At 65.5% G+C, this 19528-nt stretch carries 14 protein-coding genes and 2 tRNA genes; 13 read left to right on the top strand and 3 right to left on the bottom strand.

Features of this window, described 5'->3' with window-relative positions; translation table 11 throughout:
- The first annotated feature begins 4 nt into the window (after positions 1-4).
- The 4 genes from nuoL (at position 5) to AC1DGC_RS02305 (ending at position 5427) form a co-directional block, all read left to right on the top strand.
- Positions 5-2200 carry an NADH-quinone oxidoreductase subunit L gene (nuoL, locus tag AC1DGC_RS02320; protein WP_449334793.1) on the top strand — a complete coding sequence of 732 codons (2196 nt, stop codon included), beginning with the start codon at positions 5-7 and terminating at the stop codon, positions 2198-2200.
- Positions 2201-2223: 23 nt separating this feature from the next.
- Positions 2224-3732, top strand: a complete 1509-nt coding sequence (locus AC1DGC_RS02315; protein WP_259205538.1) for an NADH-quinone oxidoreductase subunit M — start codon at positions 2224-2226, stop codon at positions 3730-3732.
- Positions 3733-3768: 36 nt separating this feature from the next.
- Positions 3769-5229 carry an NADH-quinone oxidoreductase subunit NuoN gene (gene nuoN, locus AC1DGC_RS02310; RefSeq protein ID WP_259205511.1) on the top strand — a complete coding sequence of 487 codons (1461 nt, stop codon included), beginning with the start codon at positions 3769-3771 and terminating at the stop codon, positions 5227-5229.
- Positions 5230-5350: 121 nt separating this feature from the next.
- Positions 5351-5427, top strand: a tRNA-Met gene (locus AC1DGC_RS02305).
- 94 nt (positions 5428-5521) lie between these two features.
- Here AC1DGC_RS02305 and AC1DGC_RS02300 read toward each other — a convergent pair.
- Positions 5522-6334: a hypothetical protein gene (locus AC1DGC_RS02300; protein WP_478047132.1), complete on the bottom strand. Its 813-nt coding sequence runs from the start codon at positions 6332-6334 to the stop codon at positions 5522-5524.
- On the opposite strand from AC1DGC_RS02300, the gene AC1DGC_RS02295 reads away from it, so the two are divergent.
- The 8 genes from AC1DGC_RS02295 (at position 6298) to pnp (ending at position 16501) form a co-directional block, all read left to right on the top strand.
- Positions 6298-6374, top strand: a tRNA-Met gene (locus AC1DGC_RS02295). The genes AC1DGC_RS02300 and AC1DGC_RS02295 overlap by 37 nt on opposite strands.
- A 1059-nt stretch (positions 6375-7433) precedes the next feature.
- A complete protein-coding gene (rimP, locus tag AC1DGC_RS02290) occupies positions 7434-8024 on the top strand; it encodes a ribosome maturation factor RimP (RefSeq protein ID WP_259205485.1) in 591 nt (196 codons plus the stop codon).
- Positions 8025-8028: 4 nt separating this feature from the next.
- Positions 8029-9540, top strand: a complete 1512-nt coding sequence (gene nusA / locus AC1DGC_RS02285) for a transcription termination factor NusA (protein WP_259205483.1) — start codon at positions 8029-8031, stop codon at positions 9538-9540.
- A 95-nt stretch (positions 9541-9635) separates the two neighbouring features.
- Positions 9636-12275, top strand: coding sequence for a translation initiation factor IF-2 (infB, locus tag AC1DGC_RS02280; RefSeq protein ID WP_259205476.1), 2640 nt, complete (start codon positions 9636-9638; stop codon positions 12273-12275).
- Positions 12276-12353: 78 nt separating this feature from the next.
- Positions 12354-12776: a 30S ribosome-binding factor RbfA gene (gene rbfA / locus AC1DGC_RS02275; protein WP_259205468.1), complete on the top strand. Its 423-nt coding sequence runs from the start codon at positions 12354-12356 to the stop codon at positions 12774-12776.
- Between the two features lie 119 nt (positions 12777-12895).
- Positions 12896-13807 (top strand): tRNA pseudouridine(55) synthase TruB, encoded by a 912-nt coding sequence (truB, locus tag AC1DGC_RS02270; RefSeq protein ID WP_259205467.1) that lies wholly within the window; start codon positions 12896-12898, stop codon positions 13805-13807.
- 174 nt (positions 13808-13981) lie between these two features.
- Entirely contained in the window at positions 13982-14242 is a 261-nt protein-coding gene (gene rpsO / locus AC1DGC_RS02265) for a 30S ribosomal protein S15 (RefSeq protein WP_038687260.1), read from the top strand.
- A 150-nt stretch (positions 14243-14392) separates the two neighbouring features.
- Positions 14393-16501 carry a polyribonucleotide nucleotidyltransferase gene (gene pnp / locus AC1DGC_RS02260; protein ID WP_259205453.1) on the top strand — a complete coding sequence of 703 codons (2109 nt, stop codon included), beginning with the start codon at positions 14393-14395 and terminating at the stop codon, positions 16499-16501.
- Positions 16502-16613: 112 nt separating this feature from the next.
- Here pnp and AC1DGC_RS02255 read toward each other — a convergent pair whose 3' ends face one another.
- Entirely contained in the window at positions 16614-17642 is a 1029-nt protein-coding gene (locus AC1DGC_RS02255; RefSeq protein WP_478047131.1) for a tetratricopeptide repeat protein, read from the bottom strand.
- 251 nt (positions 17643-17893) lie between these two features.
- Here AC1DGC_RS02255 and AC1DGC_RS02250 point away from each other — a divergent pair, with 251 nt between their 5' ends.
- Positions 17894-19069 carry a glycoside hydrolase family 18 protein gene (locus tag AC1DGC_RS02250; RefSeq protein WP_478047130.1) on the top strand — a complete coding sequence of 392 codons (1176 nt, stop codon included), beginning with the start codon at positions 17894-17896 and terminating at the stop codon, positions 19067-19069.
- On the opposite strand, the gene AC1DGC_RS02245 is transcribed toward AC1DGC_RS02250, so the two are convergent.
- On the bottom strand, positions 19066-19449 hold the full coding sequence (locus AC1DGC_RS02245; RefSeq protein ID WP_478047468.1) for a VOC family protein: 384 nt from the start codon (positions 19447-19449) through the stop codon (positions 19066-19068). The genes AC1DGC_RS02250 and AC1DGC_RS02245 overlap by 4 nt on opposite strands.
- Positions 19450-19528: the final 79 nt, after the last annotated feature.

Below are 19528 nucleotides of genomic sequence, written 5' to 3'. Positions count from 1 at the left end.
GTAGATGGAAATCACTCTCTCCAAGAGTCTGTTGATCGCAGTGGTGCTCGCACCGCTGATCGGCAGCATCATCGCCGGCCTGTTCGGTCGGCAGGTCGGTCGCATCGGCGCACAGACGGTCACCATCCTGGGCGTCGCCGCCAGCTGCATCATGTCCAGCTACGTGCTGTACATGCTGCTGTGGGGCGGGGCACAGCCGTACAACGCGAACGTCTACACGTTCTTCGAGGTGGGCCAGTACTCGGCGCACGTCGGTTTCATGGTCGACAAGCTCACCGCGATGATGATGGTCGTGGTCACCTTCGTGTCGTTCCTGGTGCACGTGTACACCATCGGCTACATGCAGGATGACCCGGGCTACCAGCGGTTCTTCAGCTACATCTCGCTGTTCACCTTCTCCATGCTCACCCTGGTGATGAGCAACAACTTCCTGCAGCTGTTCTTCGGCTGGGAAGCGGTGGGCCTGGTGTCGTACCTGCTGATCGGTTTCTGGTTCAAGCGCCCGACCGCGATCTTCGCCAACATGAAGGCGTTCCTGGTCAACCGCGTCGGCGACTTCGGCTTCATCCTGGGTATCGCCGGCGTGCTGTGGGTGTTCGGCTCGCTGGACTACGCCACCGTGTTCGCCAACGCGTCGGACATGCTGGTCAACGGCCAGAACTCGCACCTGCAGGTCTGGTCCGGCGCGATCAGCCTGTTCGGCAGCTCGATCCAGATGACCGATGCACCGGTCATCTGGTCGGTGGCCACCATCATCTGCATCTGCCTGTTCATCGGCGCGATGGGCAAGTCGGCCCAGGTGCCGCTGCACGTCTGGCTGCCGGACTCGATGGAAGGCCCGACCCCGATCTCGGCACTGATCCACGCCGCGACCATGGTCACCGCGGGCATCTTCATGGTCACCCGCATGTCGCCGCTGTTCGAGCTGTCGCAGACCGCGCTGAACTTCGTGCTGTTCATCGGTGCCACCACCGCGTTCTTCACCGGCCTGATCGGCATCGTGCAGAACGACATCAAGCGCGTCGTCGCGTACTCCACGCTGTCCCAGCTGGGCTACATGACCGTGGCGCTGGGTGTGTCGGCGTACTCCGCCGCCGTGTTCCACCTGATGACCCACGCCTTCTTCAAGGCGCTGCTGTTCCTGGGTGCCGGCTCGGTCATCATCGCGATGCACCATGAGCAGGACATGCGCAAGATGGGCGGCCTGCGCAAGTACATGCCGATCACCTTCATCACCATGTGGATCGGTACGCTGGCCCTGGTGGGGACGCCGTTCTTCTCCGGCTTCTATTCCAAGGACACCATCATCGAGGCGGCGCAGCACCACGCGCACGTGTCCGACAGCTGGGTCGCTACGTATGGCTACTGGGCGGTGCTGGGTGGCGTGATCGTGACCAGCTTCTACAGCTTCCGCCTGCTGTTCCTGACCTTCCATGGCAAGGAACGCTTCCGCGATGCGCATGACGACCATGGCCACGGCCATGACGACCACCATGCCGACGCGCATGCCGCCGACGCCCACCACGGTGACGCGCACCATGACGACCACGGCCATGGCCACGGTCCGCATGAGCCGCACGAGACTCCGTGGGTGGTCACCCTGCCGCTGATCCTGCTGGCGATCCCCTCGATCGTGATCGGTTTCTTCAGCATCGGTCCGATGCTGTACGGCACGGACTGGGCGGGGCACCATGCCGAGCATGCGATCCCGGGCCAGGTGCACTCGTTCTTCACCGGCATCGTCGATTTCTACGACCCGGCGCGCAACACCATTGGTGCGCTGGCCGAAGAGTTCCACGGCCCGGTCGCGTTCGCGCTGCACGGGATGATGGCCCCGGCCTTCTTCCTCACCGTGGCAGGCTTCCTGCTGGCCGTGCTGTTCTACCTGTGGAAGCCGGAACTGGCAGGCAAGGCCCGCAAGACCTTCGCGCCGCTGGTGTCGGTGCTGGAGAACAAGTACGGCTTCGACAAGCTCTGGATCGGCGGTTTCGCCGGTGGCGGCATCAAGCTGGGCAAGGTTTCGCGCGCGATCGACACGAACGTGGTCGATGGTGTGGTGGTCAACGGTTCGGCTCGCCTGATCGATCTGGCGGCCAACCTGCTGCGTCGCACCCAATCCGGTTTCCTCTATCACTACGCCTTCGCGATGATCATCGGCCTGATTGCCCTCCTGGGCGTCCTGATGCATTACCTGCGTTGATGACCTGTACGGAATAAGAAGACGTGTCGAACTGGCCTCTACTCAGTGTTCTCATCTGGCTGCCGATCCTCGGCGGTGCCTTGATCCTTGCCATCCGTGACGCCCAAACCGCCCGCTGGGCGTCGCTGGGCGTAGCGGTGCTGACCTTCGTGGCCAGCCTGTCGCTGCTCAGCGGCTACGACGTGGGGAACGACGCGCTGCAGTTCGTCGAGACCCGCGCCTGGATCCCCGCCTACGACATCGGCTACAACCTGGGCGTGGACGGCATCGCGATCGCGCTGATCCTGCTGACCACGCTGGTCTCGGTGCTGGCCCTGATCGGTGCCTGGAGCGCGATCGACAAGCGCGTCAACCAGTACGTGGCCGCCTTCCTGATCCTGGAAGGCGTCACGGTCGGCATCTTCGCCGCGACGGACGCGATGCTGTTCTACGTGTTCTTCGAAGCGATGCTGATCCCGATGTTCCTGATCATCGGTGTCTGGGGCGGCCCGCGCCGCATCTACGCCGCGCTGAAGTTCTTCCTGTACACCTTCCTCGGCTCGGTGCTGATGCTGGTGGCCCTGATCTACCTGTACCTGAAGGGCGGCAGCTTCCAGCTGGCCGACCTGTACCAGCTGCAGCTGTCGGGCAAGGAACAGACCTGGATCTTCTTCGCGTTCCTGATCGCGTTTGCGGTCAAGGTGCCGATGTTCCCGGTCCACACCTGGTTGCCCGACGCGCACGTGGAAGCACCGACGGCCGGTTCGGTGATCCTGGCCGCGATCGCGCTGAAGATCGGTGGTTACGGCTTCCTGCGCTTCAACCTGCCGATCGTCCCGGACGCATCGCAGGAATGGGCCTGGCTGGTGATCACGCTGTCGCTGATCGCAGTGATCTACGTCGGCCTGGTCGCGCTGGTCCAGGACGACATGAAGAAGCTGATCGCCTATTCGTCGATCGCGCACATGGGCTTCGTGACCCTGGGCACCTTCATCGCCATGTGGCTGGTGCGTGACGCCGGCAGCCCGGACGCGGCCCGCCTGGGCCTGCAGGGCGCCATGGTGCAGATGGTCTCGCACGGTTTCGTCTCCGGTGCCATGTTCTCCTGCGTGGGCGTGCTGTACGACCGCATGCACAGCCGCCGCATCGCCGATTACGGCGGCGTGGTCAATGTGATGCCGTGGTTCGCCACCTTCGCCATGCTGTTCTTCATGGCCAATGCAGGCCTGCCGGGCACCAGCGGTTTCGTCGGTGAGTTCATGATCATCATGGCCAGCTTCCAGCGTCATCCGGCGCTCGCGCTGGGCGCGGCGAGCACCCTGGTGATCACGGCGGCCTATACGTTGTGGCTGTACAAGCGCGTGTTCTTCGGTGAGGTGGCCAATGCCCATGTCGCCGAGCTGAAGGACATCAACGGTCGCGAATGGCTGGTGCTGGGTGTATTTGCTGTGGGCACCCTTGCCCTGGGCCTGTACCCCAAGCCGCTGACCGACCTGATGGAGCCCTCGATCGCGAAGCTGGCGATGCAGATCGCATCCAGCAAGCTGCTGTAATCGGGCCGTCGAGAGTATTGATTCCAGGATTTGATGATGACCACCTCGCCGCTGTTGCCACTGACCGCCGCCGACCTGCCGCCGCTCGCACCCGAGCTGGTGCTGATCGGCAGCGCGTTCGCCCTGTTGATCCTCGATCTGTTCATCAGTGAGAAGAACAAGATCTGGACCCATCTGCTCTCGGTCGCCGCACTGGCCGGGGTGCTGTTCATGCTCGCCACGGGAGTGGGCGGGCAGGGCGATGTGTTCCACGGCATGTTCGTCCGCGATACCGCGGCGGATGTGATGAAGACCGTGATCGTGCTGTGCAGCGGCCTGACCCTGGTCTATGGCTGGAGCTACCTGCGCGAGCGCAAGCTGTACCAGGGCGAGATCCCGGTGCTGATCCTGTTCGGCACCGCCGGCATGATGATCCTGGTCTCGGCCGGCAGCCTGCTGATGGTGTACCTGGGCCTGGAGCTGCTGGCGCTGTGCTCCTACGCGCTGGTGGCCAGCAACCGTGAGAACGGCTTGGCGTCCGAAGCGGCGATGAAGTACATCGTGCTGGGCTCGCTGGCCTCGGGCCTGCTGCTGTACGGCATGTCGCTGATCTACGGCGCCACCGGTTCGCTGCACCTGGACGTGATCCATGCGGCGATCCCGCATTCGGAAGAGAAGGTGCTGCTGCTGACCGGCGCGGTGTTCATGATTGCCGGCGTGGCCTTCAAGCTCGGCGCGGCGCCGTTCCACATGTGGCTGCCGGACGTGTACCAGGGTGCCCCGGCACCGATCGCATTGTTCATCAGCTCGGCGCCGAAGCTGGCCGCGTTCGGCATGGCCTACCGCCTGCTGGAAGTGGGCGTGGGCCCGCTGTCGGACGAGTGGAAGTATCTGATCGGCGGGCTGGCGGCCTTGTCGCTGGTGGTCGGCAACCTGATGGCGATCGCGCAGACCAACCTGAAGCGCATGCTGGCCTACTCGACGGTGTCGCACATCGGCTTCCTGCTGCTGGGCATCGCCGGCGGCGGTGAGCAAGGCTATGCGGCGGCGCTGTTCTACGCGCTGAGCTACGCGATCATGTCGACTGCCGGCTTCGGTGCGATCATCGCGCTGTCGCGCAACGGCTTTGAGGCGGAGAACATCGACGACCTCAAGGGCTTGAACGCTCGCAATCCGTGGATGGCTGGCCTGGTGCTGTGCATCATGGCGTCGATGGCCGGTATTCCGCCGTTCCTGGGCTTCTGGACCAAGCTGGCAGTGCTGGGCGCGGTGATCAACGGCGGCATGCTGTGGTTGGCGATCCTGGGCGTGCTGTGCGCGGTGGTAGGCTGCTTCTACTACCTGCGCGTGATCAAGGTGATGTACTTCGACGAGCCGGTGGGCGAGCCGCTGCCGGCCAACAACGATCGGGTGCTGGGCGTGGTGCTGGGCGTGAATGCCTTGGCGCTGCTGGCCCTGGGCCTGTCGTGGAACCCGATCATGGTGTGGTGCCAGCAGGCATTTGCACATATTTCATAAAAAACGATACAAACGTGCGCAACTCGTGTAATATTCATCTCCTGAGTTGTTGATGCAGCGGTTTCGCCAGAACATCGTTGCTTGGAAGTCCTTCGGGTCTTCCTCACTCATCGGCTTCTGCTGCGGGGTGGAGCAGTCTGGCAGCTCGTCGGGCTCATAACCCGAAGGTCGCAGGTTCAAATCCTGCCCCCGCTACCATATAGCTCCGGTGCAAGCCGGAGGCGGTGGACGAATCAAGCGATCCCGGCGACGGGGTCGCTTTTTTCGTTGTGTGCCCAGCGCAGGTCCAGGTCTAGGTCCAGGTGCAGGCGCAGGTCCAGGTGCAGGCGCAGGTGCAGGTGCAGGTGCAGGCGCAGGTGCAGGTGCAGGTGCAGGTGCAGGTGCAGGTGCAGGTGCAGGTGCAGGTGCAGGTGCAGGTGCAGGTGCAGGTGCAGGTGCAGGTGCAGGTGTCGATGCGGGTGCAGGTGCAGGGGCAGGGGCAGGTGCCCACGCCCATGCCGATGCCGCTGCCGCTGCCGCTGCCGATGCCGATGCCGATGCCGATGCCGATGCCGATGGCGATGCCGATGCCGATGGCGATGGCGATGCCGATGCCGATGCCGATGCCGATGCCGATGGCGATGCCGATGCCGGTGCCGGTGCCGATGGCGATTGCGATTGCGATGGCGATGGCGATGCCGGTGCCGATGCCGATGGCGATGGCGATGGCGATGGCGATGCCGGTGCCGATGCCGATGCCGGTGGCTATGCCGGTGCCGGTGCCGGTGCCGATGCCCATGCCCATGCCCATGCCCATGCCGACGCCCATGCCGACGCCCATGCCGACGCCCATGCCGACGCCCGCCGACGCCCGCCGACGCCCGCCGACGCCGACGCCGACGCCGACGCCGACGCCGACGCTGACGCCGACGCTGACGCGGTCGAGGGCTGGGTAGAGCCGATCCATGATCGGCTGGCTTTTGCTTTGGCCTTGCCTCTGGCTTCGGATCCACTCATACGGATCAATTCGGTCATGTTTCAACAGGGGGTTGCGCGGGGGTGAAAACTCCCTTACAATTCCGCTTCTGCTGCGGGGTGGAGCAGTCTGGCAGCTCGTCGGGCTCATAACCCGAAGGTCGCAGGTTCAAATCCTGCCCCCGCTACCACAGAAAATCTGCAGTGCAGATGCAGTAGACGAAAAGGCGATCTCGGCGACGAGGTCGCTTTTTTCGTTGTGGGGGTTTGGTTTTTCATTGCGCAGGCGCAGGGCGCAGGGCGCAGGGCGCAGAGCGCAGAGCGCAGAGCGAAGGCAGAAGCCTGTTCGCGTGCATGTGGGAGGGTGCTGGCATGGGCGGGACTGCGGGGCACGCCGCAAGTACGTCCATGTAGGCTCGTTTTGCGCCATCCATGGCGCAAAATCGGCCCCGCAGTCCCACCCATGCCAGCACCTGCGTGGATGGTCGGTGGCCTGGGGATGCGGGCTGCATCTGATCACGTTCCTGGGGCACTCATTGCTTGGCGGTGGGTGGCTGGCTGAGGGGATTGGTGGATTGGTGGATTGGTGGATGGTTGGTTGGATGATTGGTTGATTGGTTGATTGGTTGATTGGTTGATTGGTTGGATGGTTGGATGGTTGGTGGGGTGGGGTGGGGTGGGGTGGGGCTGGTGTGTCAGCCACCGCCCCCAGCTGTTGACCTCAACGACTGACCGTTGATCTGTCCAGGTGGCGGGAGGGGTGGGAGGCCCCCCCCCCCCACCCCTCCCGTCACCCACGACCAGGCCAGCCAAAGAGGCGCTCCCGCTCCGCGTCGGTGCCGGCTCTGGCTCTGGCTCTGGCTCTGGCTGCGGCTCCCGCTCCGCTTCCGCCACCCACCCCGCCTGTTCAGCTTTCGCGACAACCCACCCCAACCATTGCACCAGCGCGGTGCAACGGCTATCATCAGCGGCTTAGCGGACTGTCCATGCGTATCCTGTCAACGGATGTGAATGGGCCCGCAACCGGCTTCCAGGAACGGCAACCTGTACCCAGGCCGCCGTGACCCCCTCGGAAGACTGGGCTCGCAGGAACGCACGCCGCGTGTGTTCCCGCTACCGGAATCCAGCATGACCGGAGTTGTACCGGACAAGGGGCCCAGCGGGCCCTTTGTTGTTTCCGGGGCATGTCCAGTAGAGCCCGGCCAGCGCGACTGGCCAACCCGTATCTCTTTCAACGAACAAGGCAGACTGTGAGCGACAAGGCAACCGAAATCGCGAATCTGCTCGCCCCCACCGTTCAGTCGCTGGGTCTCGAGCTGCTGGGCGTGGAGTACCTGACTGCCCCAGGGGGTGCGACGCTGCGCCTTTACATCGACGTGCCGCTGGCCGAACAGCCCGAGCGTATCGTCAATATCGACGACTGCGAACGCGTCAGCCGCGAAGTGTCCGCACAGCTGGACGTCGAAGACCCGATCAGCGCCAATTACACGCTGGAAGTATCTTCCCCCGGCGTCGATCGGCCGCTGTTCACCGCCGAACAATTCGAGCGCGCCATCGGCGAATCCGCCAAGGTCACGCTGAAGCTGCCGCAGGATGGTCGCCGTCGTCTGCAGGGCGAGATCCTCGCGGTCGATATCGAACAGGGCAACGTCACCTTCAAGGTCGACAACTCTCCGTTCACCGCCGATGTCGAGAATATCGACAAGGCACGCATCATGCCGGACTGGGCCGCCCTCGGCCTGGCTCCGACCAAACCGACTGGCCCGGCACCCAAGCAGGGTGGCAAGGCGAACAAGAAACCATCCAACGAGCCGGCGGCCAAGAAGCCGCGCGCGGAGTGAGCCAATGAGCAAGGAACTTTTGCTGGTAGTGGATGCGGTCGCCAATGAAAAGGGCGTTCCGCGTGAAGTGATCTTCGAGGCCATCGAGGCAGCACTGGCGTCGGCCGCGAAGAAGCGCTACCCCGATGAAGAAGTGCTGGCCCGTGTGTCGATCGACCACAAGGACGGCAACTACGAAACCTTCCGCCGCTGGGAAGTGGTGGCCGATGACGTGGTGATGGAGTCGCCCGACCGCCAGATCCGTCTGATGGACGCCATCGACGAAGCCGAAGGCGTGGAAGTCGGCGACTACATCGAAGAACAGATCGAAAACCCGGACTTCGGCCGCATCGCCGCCCAGGCCGCCAAGCAGGTCATCGTCCAGCGCGTGCGCGAGGCCGAGCGCCAGCAGGTGGTCGACGCGTGGAAGGATCGCGTCGGCGAACTGGTCACCGGCGTGGTCAAGCGTGCCGAGCGCGGCAACATCTATGTCGACCTCGGCGGCAATGCCGAAGCCTTCATCCCGAAGGACAAGGGCATCCCGCGCGATGTCCTGCGCGCCGGCGACCGCGTCCGCGGTTACCTGGCCGAAGTCCGTTCGGAACCGCGTGGTCCGCAGCTGTTCATCAGCCGCGCCGCCCCGGAATTCATGATCGAACTGTTCAAGCTCGAAGTGCCGGAAGTCGGCCAGGGCCTGGTCGAGATCAAGGCCTGCGCACGTGATCCCGGCGACCGCGCCAAGATCGCCGTGCTGGCCCACGACGCGCGTACCGATCCGATCGGTGCCTGCATCGGCATGCGCGGTTCGCGCGTGCAGGCCGTGTCCAACGAGCTCAATGGCGAGCGCGTGGACATCGTGCTGTGGAACGAAAACCCCGCCAACTTCGTCATCAACGCCATGGCGCCTGCAGAAGTGCAGTCGATCATCGTCGACGAGGAAAAGCACTCCATGGACCTGGCCGTCGCTGAAGAGCGCCTGGCCCAGGCGATCGGCAAGGGCGGCCAGAATGTGCGCCTGGCCAGCCGCCTGACCGGTTGGCAGCTCAATGTGATGACCCAGGACCAGGTGACCGCCAAGTCCGAGGCAGAGCAGGGCGTGGCCCGCCAGCTGTTCATGGACAAGCTGGAAGTGGATGAAGAAATCGCCGCCATCCTGGTGACCGAAGGCTTCAACACCGTGGAAGAAATCGCCTACGTCCCGGTCGGCGAACTGCTGGCCGTGGAAGGCTTCGACGAAGACATCGTCGAAGAGCTGCGTGCCCGTGCCCGCGATGCGCTGCTGAACGAAGCGCTGGCGGTGGAAGAAGGTCTGGAAGACGGCTCGCCGTCGGAAGACCTGCTCGCCCTGGAAGGCATGGACGAGGCAACTGCCTACGCCCTGGCCGGTCACGGCGTGCGTACCAGTGAGGACCTGTCGGACCTGGCCGCCGACGAGATCCTCGAGTTCGGCATCGAGGACATGGACCAGGAGCGCGCCGCCGCCCTGATCCTTGCCGCCCGAGCCGAGGAGATCGCCCGCCTGGAGCGCGGCGAATGAGCCAGCGATGAACAGTGCCCTGACCCGCTCAGGGCTTAGACTCCGCGCTGCCTTCGCACGTTTCGAGGGAGCGCCAACCAGATCATAGGATCCGAATGTCGCAGCAAACCACCATCCGCAAGCTTGCCGAACTGGTCAATACGCCGGTCGATAAACTGCTCGTACAACTTGCCGAAGCCGGCATGAAGTTCAGCGGTCCCGACCAGGTCGTGACCAGTACCGAGAAGGTGAAGCTCCTGGGCTTCCTCCGTCGCTCGCACGGCAAGACCGAGCAGCCCGCCGAGAGCACCGACGAGGCCGCCAAGAAGATCACCCTCAACCGTCGCAAGTTGCAGGAAGTGACCGTCAGCGCCGGCCGCAGCAAGACCACCGTCAACGTGGAAGTGCGCCAGAAGCGTACCTACATGAAGGACGCCAGCGGCAAGCCGATGACCGCGGATGAGGAGCGCGCCGACATCCTGCGCAAGCTGGAGGAATCCCGCCAGCGCAATCTGGACGAGCAGCGCGCACTGGCCGAGAAGGACCGTGCGCGTGACGAGGAAATCGCACGCAAGCGCCAGGAAGAGGTAGACGCCAAGGAGCGTGCCGAAGCCGAGCGCAAGGCTGCCGAGGCCGCCGCCGAAGCCGCCCGCAATGCGCCGCCGGCCCCGGTCGCCGCCAAGCCGGCCGCTGCCGCAGACGCCCCGGCCCGTGCCGCGCGTCCGCCGGCGCCGTCGTCGGCCCGTCCGGCGCCGCGTTCGGATGACCGCAGCGCGAACAACAACAACAACCGTCCGGGCGCCAAGCGCGACGACGAGGGTGGCAACCGCTTCGCCGGTCAGCTGCACCTGTCGGCCGCCGATCGCGCCCGTCGCGGCAACAACAGCAACTCGCGCGGTCGTCCGACCGGGCGCGTGCAGCACGGCAGCCGCCGTGACAGCAACCAGTCGCGCAGTGGCGGTGGTGCCCATGGCTTCGAACGTCCGGTCGCACCGATCGTGCGTGACGTCACCATCGGCGACACCATCACCGTCGCCGATCTGGCCCAGAAGCTGGCCGTCAAGGGCGGCGATGTGGTCAAGGCGCTGTTCAAGATGGGCGTCATGGCGACCATCACCCAGACCATCGACCACGACACCGCCGCGCTGGTGACCGAAGAACTCGGCCACAACGTGATCCGTGCCAACACCAACGACGCCGAAGACGCGCTGCTGGCGCTGGCCGGTGGCAACCAGGGCGAGCCGGTGGCACGTCCGCCGGTGGTCACCATCATGGGCCACGTCGACCACGGCAAGACCTCGCTGCTGGATTACATCCGCCGCACCAAGGTCGCCACGGGCGAAGCCGGTGGCATCACCCAGCACATCGGTGCGTACCACGTTGAAACGCCGAAGGGCGTGATCAGCTTCCTGGATACCCCGGGCCACGCGGCGTTTACGTCCATGCGTGCCCGCGGTGCCAAGCTGACCGACATCGTGGTGCTGGTGGTGGCGGCCGATGACGGCGTCATGCCGCAGACCAAGGAAGCCATCCAGCACGCCCGTTCGGCGGGTGTGCCGCTGATCGTGGCGATCAACAAGATCGACAAGTCCGGCGCCGATCCGATGCGGGTCAAGAACGAACTGCTCACCGAGCAGGTCGTGTCCGAAGACTTCGGTGGCGACACCCAGATGGTCGAGATCTCGGCCAAGGCTGGGCTGGGCATCGACGACCTGCTGGATGCGATTTCCATCCAGGCCGAACTGCTCGAGCTGAAGGCCGTGGCCGACGGCCGCGCCAGCGGCGTGGTCATCGAATCCTCGCTGGACAAGGGCCGTGGCCCGATCGCCACCGTGCTGGTGCAGCAGGGTTCGCTGAAGAAGGGCGATTACCTGGTCTGCGGCATCCAGTACGGCCGCGTGCGCGCCCTGTTCGACGAAACCGGCAAGCAGCCCGACCAGGCTGGCCCGTCGATTCCGGTGCAGGTGCTGGGTCTGTCCGGCGTGCCGGATGCCGGCGATGACTTCGTGGTGGTGGAAGACGAGCGCCTGGCCAAGGACGTCGCGCAGCAGCGCGAAACCAAGCGCCGCGAATCGCGCCTGGTGCAGTCGGCCGGCAGCCGCATGGAAGACATCATGGCGACCTTGGGCAAGGGCGATGGCCAGCAGGTGCTGAACCTGGTGATCAAGGCCGACGTGCAGGGTTCGGTGCAGGCACTGAGCCAGGCCCTGGTCGCGCTGTCCAACGAAGACATCCGCATCAACGTGATCCACTCCGGCGTGGGCGGCATCACCGAGTCGGACGCCAATTCGGCGGTTGCCTCCAAGGCCACCGTGATCGGCTTCAACGTGCGTGCGGATGCCTCGGCCCGTCGCATCATTGAATCCAACGGCGTGGACCTGCGTTACTTCTCGATCATCTATGACGTGATCGACCAGGTGAAGCAGGTGGCGTCCGGTCTGCTCGGCGTGGAAATCCGCGAAGAGATCATCGGTATCGCGCAGGTTCGCGACGTGTTCCGCAGCTCGAAGTTCGGTGCGGTCGCTGGCTGCATGATCATCGAAGGTACGGTCAAGCGCAGCAAGCCGATCCGCGTCCTGCGCGACAGCGTGGTGGTGTTCGAAGGCGAGCTGGAATCGCTGCGTCGCTTCAAGGAGAACGTCGAGGAAGTCCGCAACGGTACCGAATGCGGTATCGGCGTGAAGGCTTACAACGACGTCAAGCCGGGCGACCAGATCGAGTGCTTCGAGCGTATCGAAGTGCCGCGCACGCTGTAATGTTCCAGGCCGGACCGCCCCGCGCGGTCCGGCTCTTTCCGCTTATCCGTATCATCTTTCAAGACGAGTCTGCCTACCGTGCCAAAGACCTTCCATCGAACCGACCGTGTTTCCGCCCAGATCCGCCGTGAACTGGGAACGCTCGTGCACAACGCGGTGCGTGAACACGGCTTGCCTTCGGTGAGCGTCTCCGACGTGGAAATCACCCGTGACATGGCCCATGCCAAGATCTTCGTCACGGCACTGATGCCCGAGCGTTCGGTGGAAGCCATGAAGGGCCTGAAGGAACTGGCCTGGGGCCTGCGCATGGAACTGGCGCGGGCGATGAAGCTGCGCCACGTGCCCGAGTTGCACTTCCACTACGATGATTCGGTGGACCGCGGCGAGCGCATCGACAACATCCTGCGCGACCTGCCCGATACGGTGGCGGCCGAGAAAAGCCGCCAGGCCGACGAGGGCGGGGACGGCGACGCGGACGAGAGCGAAAAGAACGCCGATTGATGGACCAACAGCCCGCAAGGGCTGTTGTCTTATGGGGCGATGCCCGGGTCCACAAGCGACCGCATCGCCGAACGCCGGGAACGCCGGCAGCGCCACATGGCGCCGATCGAAATCATGGCATGGCATCCCGAATCAATTTCCGTCGCCTGGACGGCATCCTGCTGCTCGACAAGCCGACCGGCATGAGCTCCAACGCCGCGCTGCAGATCGCCCGGCGGCTTTACCGCGCCGAGAAGGGCGGCCATACCGGCAGCCTGGACCCCCTCGCCACCGGCCTGCTGCCCCTGTGCTTCGGCGAGGCGACCAAGATCGCCGGGCTGCTGCTGGGCTCGGCCAAGGCATATGACGCCGAGGTGGTGCTGGGGCAGACCACCGACACCGACGATTCGGACGGCACGGTGCTGCGCGAGCGGCCGGTCCCGGCGATCAGCGCAGCCGAGCTGGAGGCGGCGTTGGCGCCGCTGAAGGGGCGCATCCTGCAGCGCGCACCGATCTACTCCGCGCTGAAGCAGGGCGGCGAACCGCTGTATGTGAAGGCCCGACGCGGGGATGTCATCGAGGCGCCCGAGCGCGAGGTGCACGTGCATGCCATCGAGGTGCTGGACCAGCAGCCGGGTCGCCTGAGCCTGCGCGTGACCTGCGGTTCAGGCACGTACATCCGCAGCCTGGCCCGCGACCTGGGCGAGACCCTGGGGTGCGGTGCGCATATCGCCGGGCTGCGCCGGTTGTGGGTGGACCCGTTCCGCGACGCCCCGATGGTGACGCTGGACACCCTGCGCGCCCTGGCCGACCAGGGTGACGAGGCCGGCATGGAGGCCCTGCTGTTGCCGCTGGGCGCGGGCCTGGCGGACTATCCGCGGGTCACCCTGGATGATGAACAGGCACGCCGCTTCTGCGTGGGCCAGCGCCTGCGCAATGCTGACTGGGCGCAGGGCGTGGTCGCGGTCTATGGCCCGGACGAGGCCATCCAGGGGCTGGGGCAGGTTGACGAGACCGGCCTGCTGGCCCCGCAACGCCGCTTCAACTTCTGACCGCGCCTCCGCTGTCCGGGGCATCGGTCCTTGTCCCGGACGGCCGCTACCGTTACAATTTCGCGGCCTTTTCAGGCTCCCCGCGTTCTGCGGGTTCATCCTTTCGTTCACGGCGAGTCGCGCGGTACGTCAATGGGACGTTTCTGCGGGCCACGCATCCAAGAGAAAATAGAAATGTCGATCGACACCCAGAAGGTCATTGAAGACAACAAGCGCAGCGCGGCTGACACCGGCTCCCCGGAAGTCCAGGTCGCCCTGCTGACCGCCCGCATCGAACTGCTGACCGGCCACTTCAAGACCCACAAGAAGGATCACCACAGCCGCCGCGGTCTGCTGCAGATGGTCAACCGCCGCCGCAGCCTGCTCGACTACCTGAAGAAGAAAGACGCTCCGCGTTACAAGGCCCTGATCGAAAAGCTCGGCCTGCGTCGCTAAGCACGAACCCCCACCGCGGCGCAGGAATGCGCCGCGGTTTTGTTTTGGTCGTACCGCATCAAACGCCTGGGCCGGACAACCGGTCACCCGTCGGCGGCAAGGGTCGCCCGCGGTCCATTCGAAGAAAGCATCATCCCAAGGACATCCCCCGTGGCAAAAATCACCAAAACCTTCCAGTACGGCAAGCACACCGTCACGCTTGAAACCGGCGAAATCGCCCGTCAGGCCGGTGGCGCCGTCATCGTCAAGTTCGACGACACCGTGCTGCTGGTCTCCGCCGTGGCTGCCAAGAGCGCGCGTGAGGGCCAGGACTTCTTCCCCCTGACCTGTGACTACCAGGAGAAGTTCTACGCCGGTGGCCGTATCCCGGGTGGCTTCTTCAAGCGCGAAGGCCGCGCGACCGAGAAAGAGACGCTGATTTCGCGCCTGATCGATCGCCCGATCCGTCCGCTGTTCCCGGAAGACTACAAGAACGAAGTGCAGATCATCGCCACGGTGATGTCGCTGAACCCGGATATCGATGGTGACATCGCTGCCCTGATCGGTGCCTCGGCCGCGCTGTCGCTGGCCGGTACCCCGTTCAAGGGTCCGATCGCCGCCGCCAAGGTGGGTTACAAGAACGGTGAGTACATCCTCAACCCGACCGTGACCGAACTGAAGGATTCGGAGCTGGAACTGGTCGTGGCCGGTACCGCCAACGCCGTGCTGATGGTGGAATCCGAAGCCGCGCTGCTGTCCGAAGACGTGATGCTGGGCGCCGTGACCTTCGGTCACCGCGAAATGCAGAAGGTCATCAACGCGATCAACGAGCTGACCGTGGAAGCCGGCACCAAGCCGTCCACCTGGGAAGCCCCGGCCAAGAACGAAGCGCTGATCAGCGCCCTGCAGGAAGCCATCGGCCCGCGCCTGGGCGAAGCCTTCCAGGTGCGCGACAAGCTGCAGCGCCGTGACGCCATCTCGGCGATCAAGAAGGACGTGGTCGAGTCGCTGGCTGGCCGCGTGGCCGCCGAAGGCTGGAACCCGGCCGAGCTGTCGAAGGAATTCGGCGAGCTGGAATACAGCACCATGCGCAACTCGGTGCTGGACACCAAGGTCCGCATCGACGGCCGTGCGCTGGACACCGTCCGCCCGATCGCCGTGAAGACCGGCATCCTGCCGCGTACCCACGGTTCCTCGCTGTTCACCCGCGGTGAAACGCAGGCCATCGTGACCATCACCCTGGGCACCGCCCGCGATGGTCAGGTGATCGACGCCGTGTCCGGTGAGTACAAGGACAACTTCCTGTTCCATTACAACTTCCCGCCCTACTCGGTGGGCGAGACCGGCCGCATGATGGGCCCGAAGCGTCGCGAAATCGGCCACGGCCGCCTCGCCAAGCGCGGCGTGCTGGCAGTGATGCCGTCGCTGGAAGCCTTCCCGTACACCATCCGCGTGGTCTCGGAAATCACCGAATCCAACGGCTCCTCGTCGATGGCCTCGGTCTGCGGTTCGTCGCTGGCTCTGATGGACGCCGGCGTGCCGGTCAAGTCGCCGGTGGCGGGTATCGCCATGGGCCTGGTCAAGGAAGGCGAGCGCTTCGTCGTCCTGTCCGACATCCTGGGTGACGAAGATCACCTGGGCGACATGGACTTCAAGGTCGCCGGTACCGCTGAGGGCATCTCCGCCCTGCAGATGGACATCAAGATCGAAGGCATCACCGAAGAGATCATGAAGCAGGCACTGCAGCAGGCCAAGGCTGGCCGTCTGCACATCCTGGGTGAAATGGCCCACGGCCTGACCGCCCCGCGCGAAGAGCTGTCGGACTACGCGCCGCGCCTGCTGACCATCAAGATCCACCCGGACAAGATCCGCGAAGTGATCGGCAAGGGTGGTTCCACCATCCAGGCCATCACCAAGGAAACCGGCACCCAGATCGACATCCAGGATGACGGCACCATCGTCATCGCCTCGGTCAACGCCATCGCCGCGCAGGCGGCCAAGGCCCGCATCGAGCAGATCACCTCGGACGTCGAGCCGGGCCGCATCTACGAAGGCAAGGTCGCCAAGATCATGGACTTCGGTGCGTTCGTCACGATCCTGCCGGGCAAGGACGGTCTGGTCCACGTCTCGCAGATCTCCAGCGAGCGCGTCGAGAAGGTCGGCGACAAGCTGAAGGAAGGCGACGTGGTCAAGGTCAAGGTGCTGGAAGTGGACAAGCAGGGCCGTATCCGCCTGTCCATGAAGGCCGTCGAAGAAGGCGAAGGCGCTGTTGCCGAGTAATCGGCGCACGCTGATCATCCGGTAGCTGGGGGCCTTGGGCCCTCACGCTTTCGAATAAAAAAAGCGGGCTTCGGCCCGCTTTTTTTGTGCGTGGTTGCCGGCGCCTGGCCTGCTATGCGCCGGCGTCGTCCGCGCCTGCGTCCTCGTCCTCGTCCTGGACGTCGGTAACGTCGCGCCACCACACCGTGCCGTCTTCCGGCGCGGTTTCCTCACAGGCCGGGCACTCGATCGCATCCACGCCGCGCCCCGGCCCGGCGGCAACCCAGTCGGCGAGCAGTCGCTCCACCGCGGCCTTGCCCTGTGCACCGATGCCGAGCGTGCGTTCGATCTGCCAATCATCGTTGCTGGCTGCATCGTCCTCGTGCGCGCTGTCGCCATCCCCGTGCACGTGGCCAACGCCGTAGCTGCAGCGCAGGCACAGCGGGACGATCGAGGCGGTCCAGTCCTCCACGTAACCGATGCCAGGCAGTTCTGCCGCCTGCAGCGTATCGAGGTCGTCGGCCGACGGGCAGCGGATGAACGCCACGAACGTGCGGTGATCCGAGCGCTCGAGGATCTGCAGCGCGTTGAACACCGGCACCACGCCGTCATCGAGCGCGCGCTCGCCGGTCTTGGCCCCATCGTGCAGCACGATGTCGAACAGGCGATGGCCGGATTCGGGCAGTGGGACGTTCAACAGGCGCGCACGCACCACATCGATCCGGCGGGCGAACACCGTCTCGCCGTCGCCCCACGGGTTGAGCCGGACGCCGATCATCCCGAAGTCGCGTTCCACCGGGCCATCGCCCTCGGGAAGGGTGATGCCGCAGTGCGCCCACTGCCGGCGCGCCTCGGCCCAGTCGCCGAGCGCGGTGGCGGCGATGCCGGCGTTCCAGGCCGCGCCCTCATCCAGCTGCGGCTGCAGCGCCTGCGCGTGCAGGTTGTGCTGCAGCGAGGCCGGCCAATCGCGCAGGTACTTGTGCGCCAGGCCGCGCATGTAATGCAGGTAGCCGACGTGCGGGGCGTGCCCGGCCAGCTCGCCGAACAGCGCGCTGGCCAGCTGCAGCTGGCCCTGGTCGAAGGCGGCGTACGCGCGCGCTTCGAGGGCCGCGAGGGCGTCGCTGTCCGGGGCGATGTCGTGTGTGTGATGCGGATCGGTCATGTGCGCTGGGCAGGAAGAACTGCGCTTACCTTACCGCGTTGCAGGCGCCGTCAGCGGCGTCGCAAGCGGACATCGCCCGACACGACGCATGACTCGGGATGGCGTCCCTGGCCGCGGCGATGTCGCCTGCGGGAGGGGCGGGGGTGTCCGCTGGACGGGACGGCAGGACAGGGTGCCCAAAGGCGCGCGCGACGGTCGTCGCGCATCGATCCAGCTGCTAACGTGGCCTTGTCGTTGAACGAGGAGAGGCCATGTTCCGTCCTGTCGTGACCGTGCTTGCCGTGTTGATGGCCGGCCTCATGCCGCGGGTCGCGGCCGCCGCCGAACCGTTGCCCAGGGTGATCGGCGCCTACTACCCGGGTGGCTCGGCCGAACGCTACCCGGTGGCCAGCATCCCCGCCGACACCCTGACCCACCTGTTCTACGCGTTCGCCACGATCGACGACGGGCGCTGCGTCGTGGATGCGCAGGCCGCCGGGCACTTCCAGGCACTGGCTGCGCTCAAGCGCACACACCCGCGCCTGCACACGCTGATCTCGATCGGCGGCTGGAATGCCGGCGGCTTCTCCGATGCCGCGCTCACCGCCGAGCGTCGCCAACGCTTCGTGGCTTCCTGCGTGACGCTGTTCTTCGAGCAGCACCGCGGCAGTTTCGATGGCGTGGACATCGACTGGGAATTCCCGGTGTACGGCGGCCCGACCGGGATCACCGACCGCCCGCAGGACCGCCGCAACATGACCCTGCTGGTGCAGGAGTTCCGCCGTCAGTTGGACGTGGTCGGCAAGGCGCGCCACGCCCACCTGCTGCTGACCGCCGCGCTGCCGGCCGGCCGCGTGCAGACCGATGGCCCCTACGATCCGGCGCGCAGCTATGCGCTGGAGGAACTGGGCCGCACGCTCGATTTCATCAACCTGATGAGCTACGACATGGGCACCGGCTTCTCCAGCGTGTCCACCTTCAACGCGCCGCTGCGCGAGGTGCCCGCCGATCCGCTGGACCCGGCGCAGCGGCGCTGGAACAACGTCGCCGGCGCGGTGCAGTACTACCGGCAGCACGGCGTGCCAGCCGACAAGCTGGTGCTCGGCGTGCCGTTCTACGGGCGCGGTTTCCGTGTCACCACCGACGCGGCCGATGGCCTGTACCAACCCTACAGCGCTCCGTTCGATGCCGGCGACTGGCGACGCATCCGCAGCGACTTCCTCGACCAGCCCGGCTGGCAGCGGCATTGGCACCCGGTGGCGCAGGCGCCGTGGTTGTACAACGCGGCCGAGCGGATGTTCATCAGCTATGAAGACCCCGCCTCGATTGGCGTGCGCGCCGAGCTTGCCAAGGCGTCCGCGCTGCGGGGCGTGTTCACCTGGGAGCTCACCGGCGACGATGCCGAGGGCAGTCTGCTGCGCGCGATGGCCAGGCCGTTCCAGCCTTAATCCAGGTAGTGCGAGACCTCGATCAGGTTGGCGTCGGGGTCGCGGAAGTACACCGACAGGATCGGGCCGGTGGCGCCCGTGCGCTGCACCGGGCCGTCCTTGATCGCCACGCCCTGTGCGCGCAGGTGGGCCAGGATCTCGTCCATGGTCGCGTAGGTGACCAGGCACAGGTCCGCCGACCCCGGCGTGGGGTTCAGCGCCTTGGGCTCGAATTCCCGCCCCGCGGCATGCAGGTTGATCTTCTGCAGGCCGAATCGCAGCGCGGTGCGCCCGGCGCCGAAGGTCTCCACCTGCATGCCCAGCACCCGCTGGTAGAAATCAGCCGTGGCGTCGATGTCGGCGACGGTGAGAACCAGGTGGTCGAGGCGGTCGATATGCAGGTCGGTCATGGTCGTGCGCAGTGCAAGGGAAACCGGCACGTTACGCCCGCCGCCGCCAGCGCGCGGTGAGCGATGGCAC

This window comes from Stenotrophomonas sp. 05N37 (genome assembly GCF_056397365.1).
Note: the sequence above shows the minus strand (reverse complement) of the source record. Positions and strands in the feature narration are given on the sequence as shown.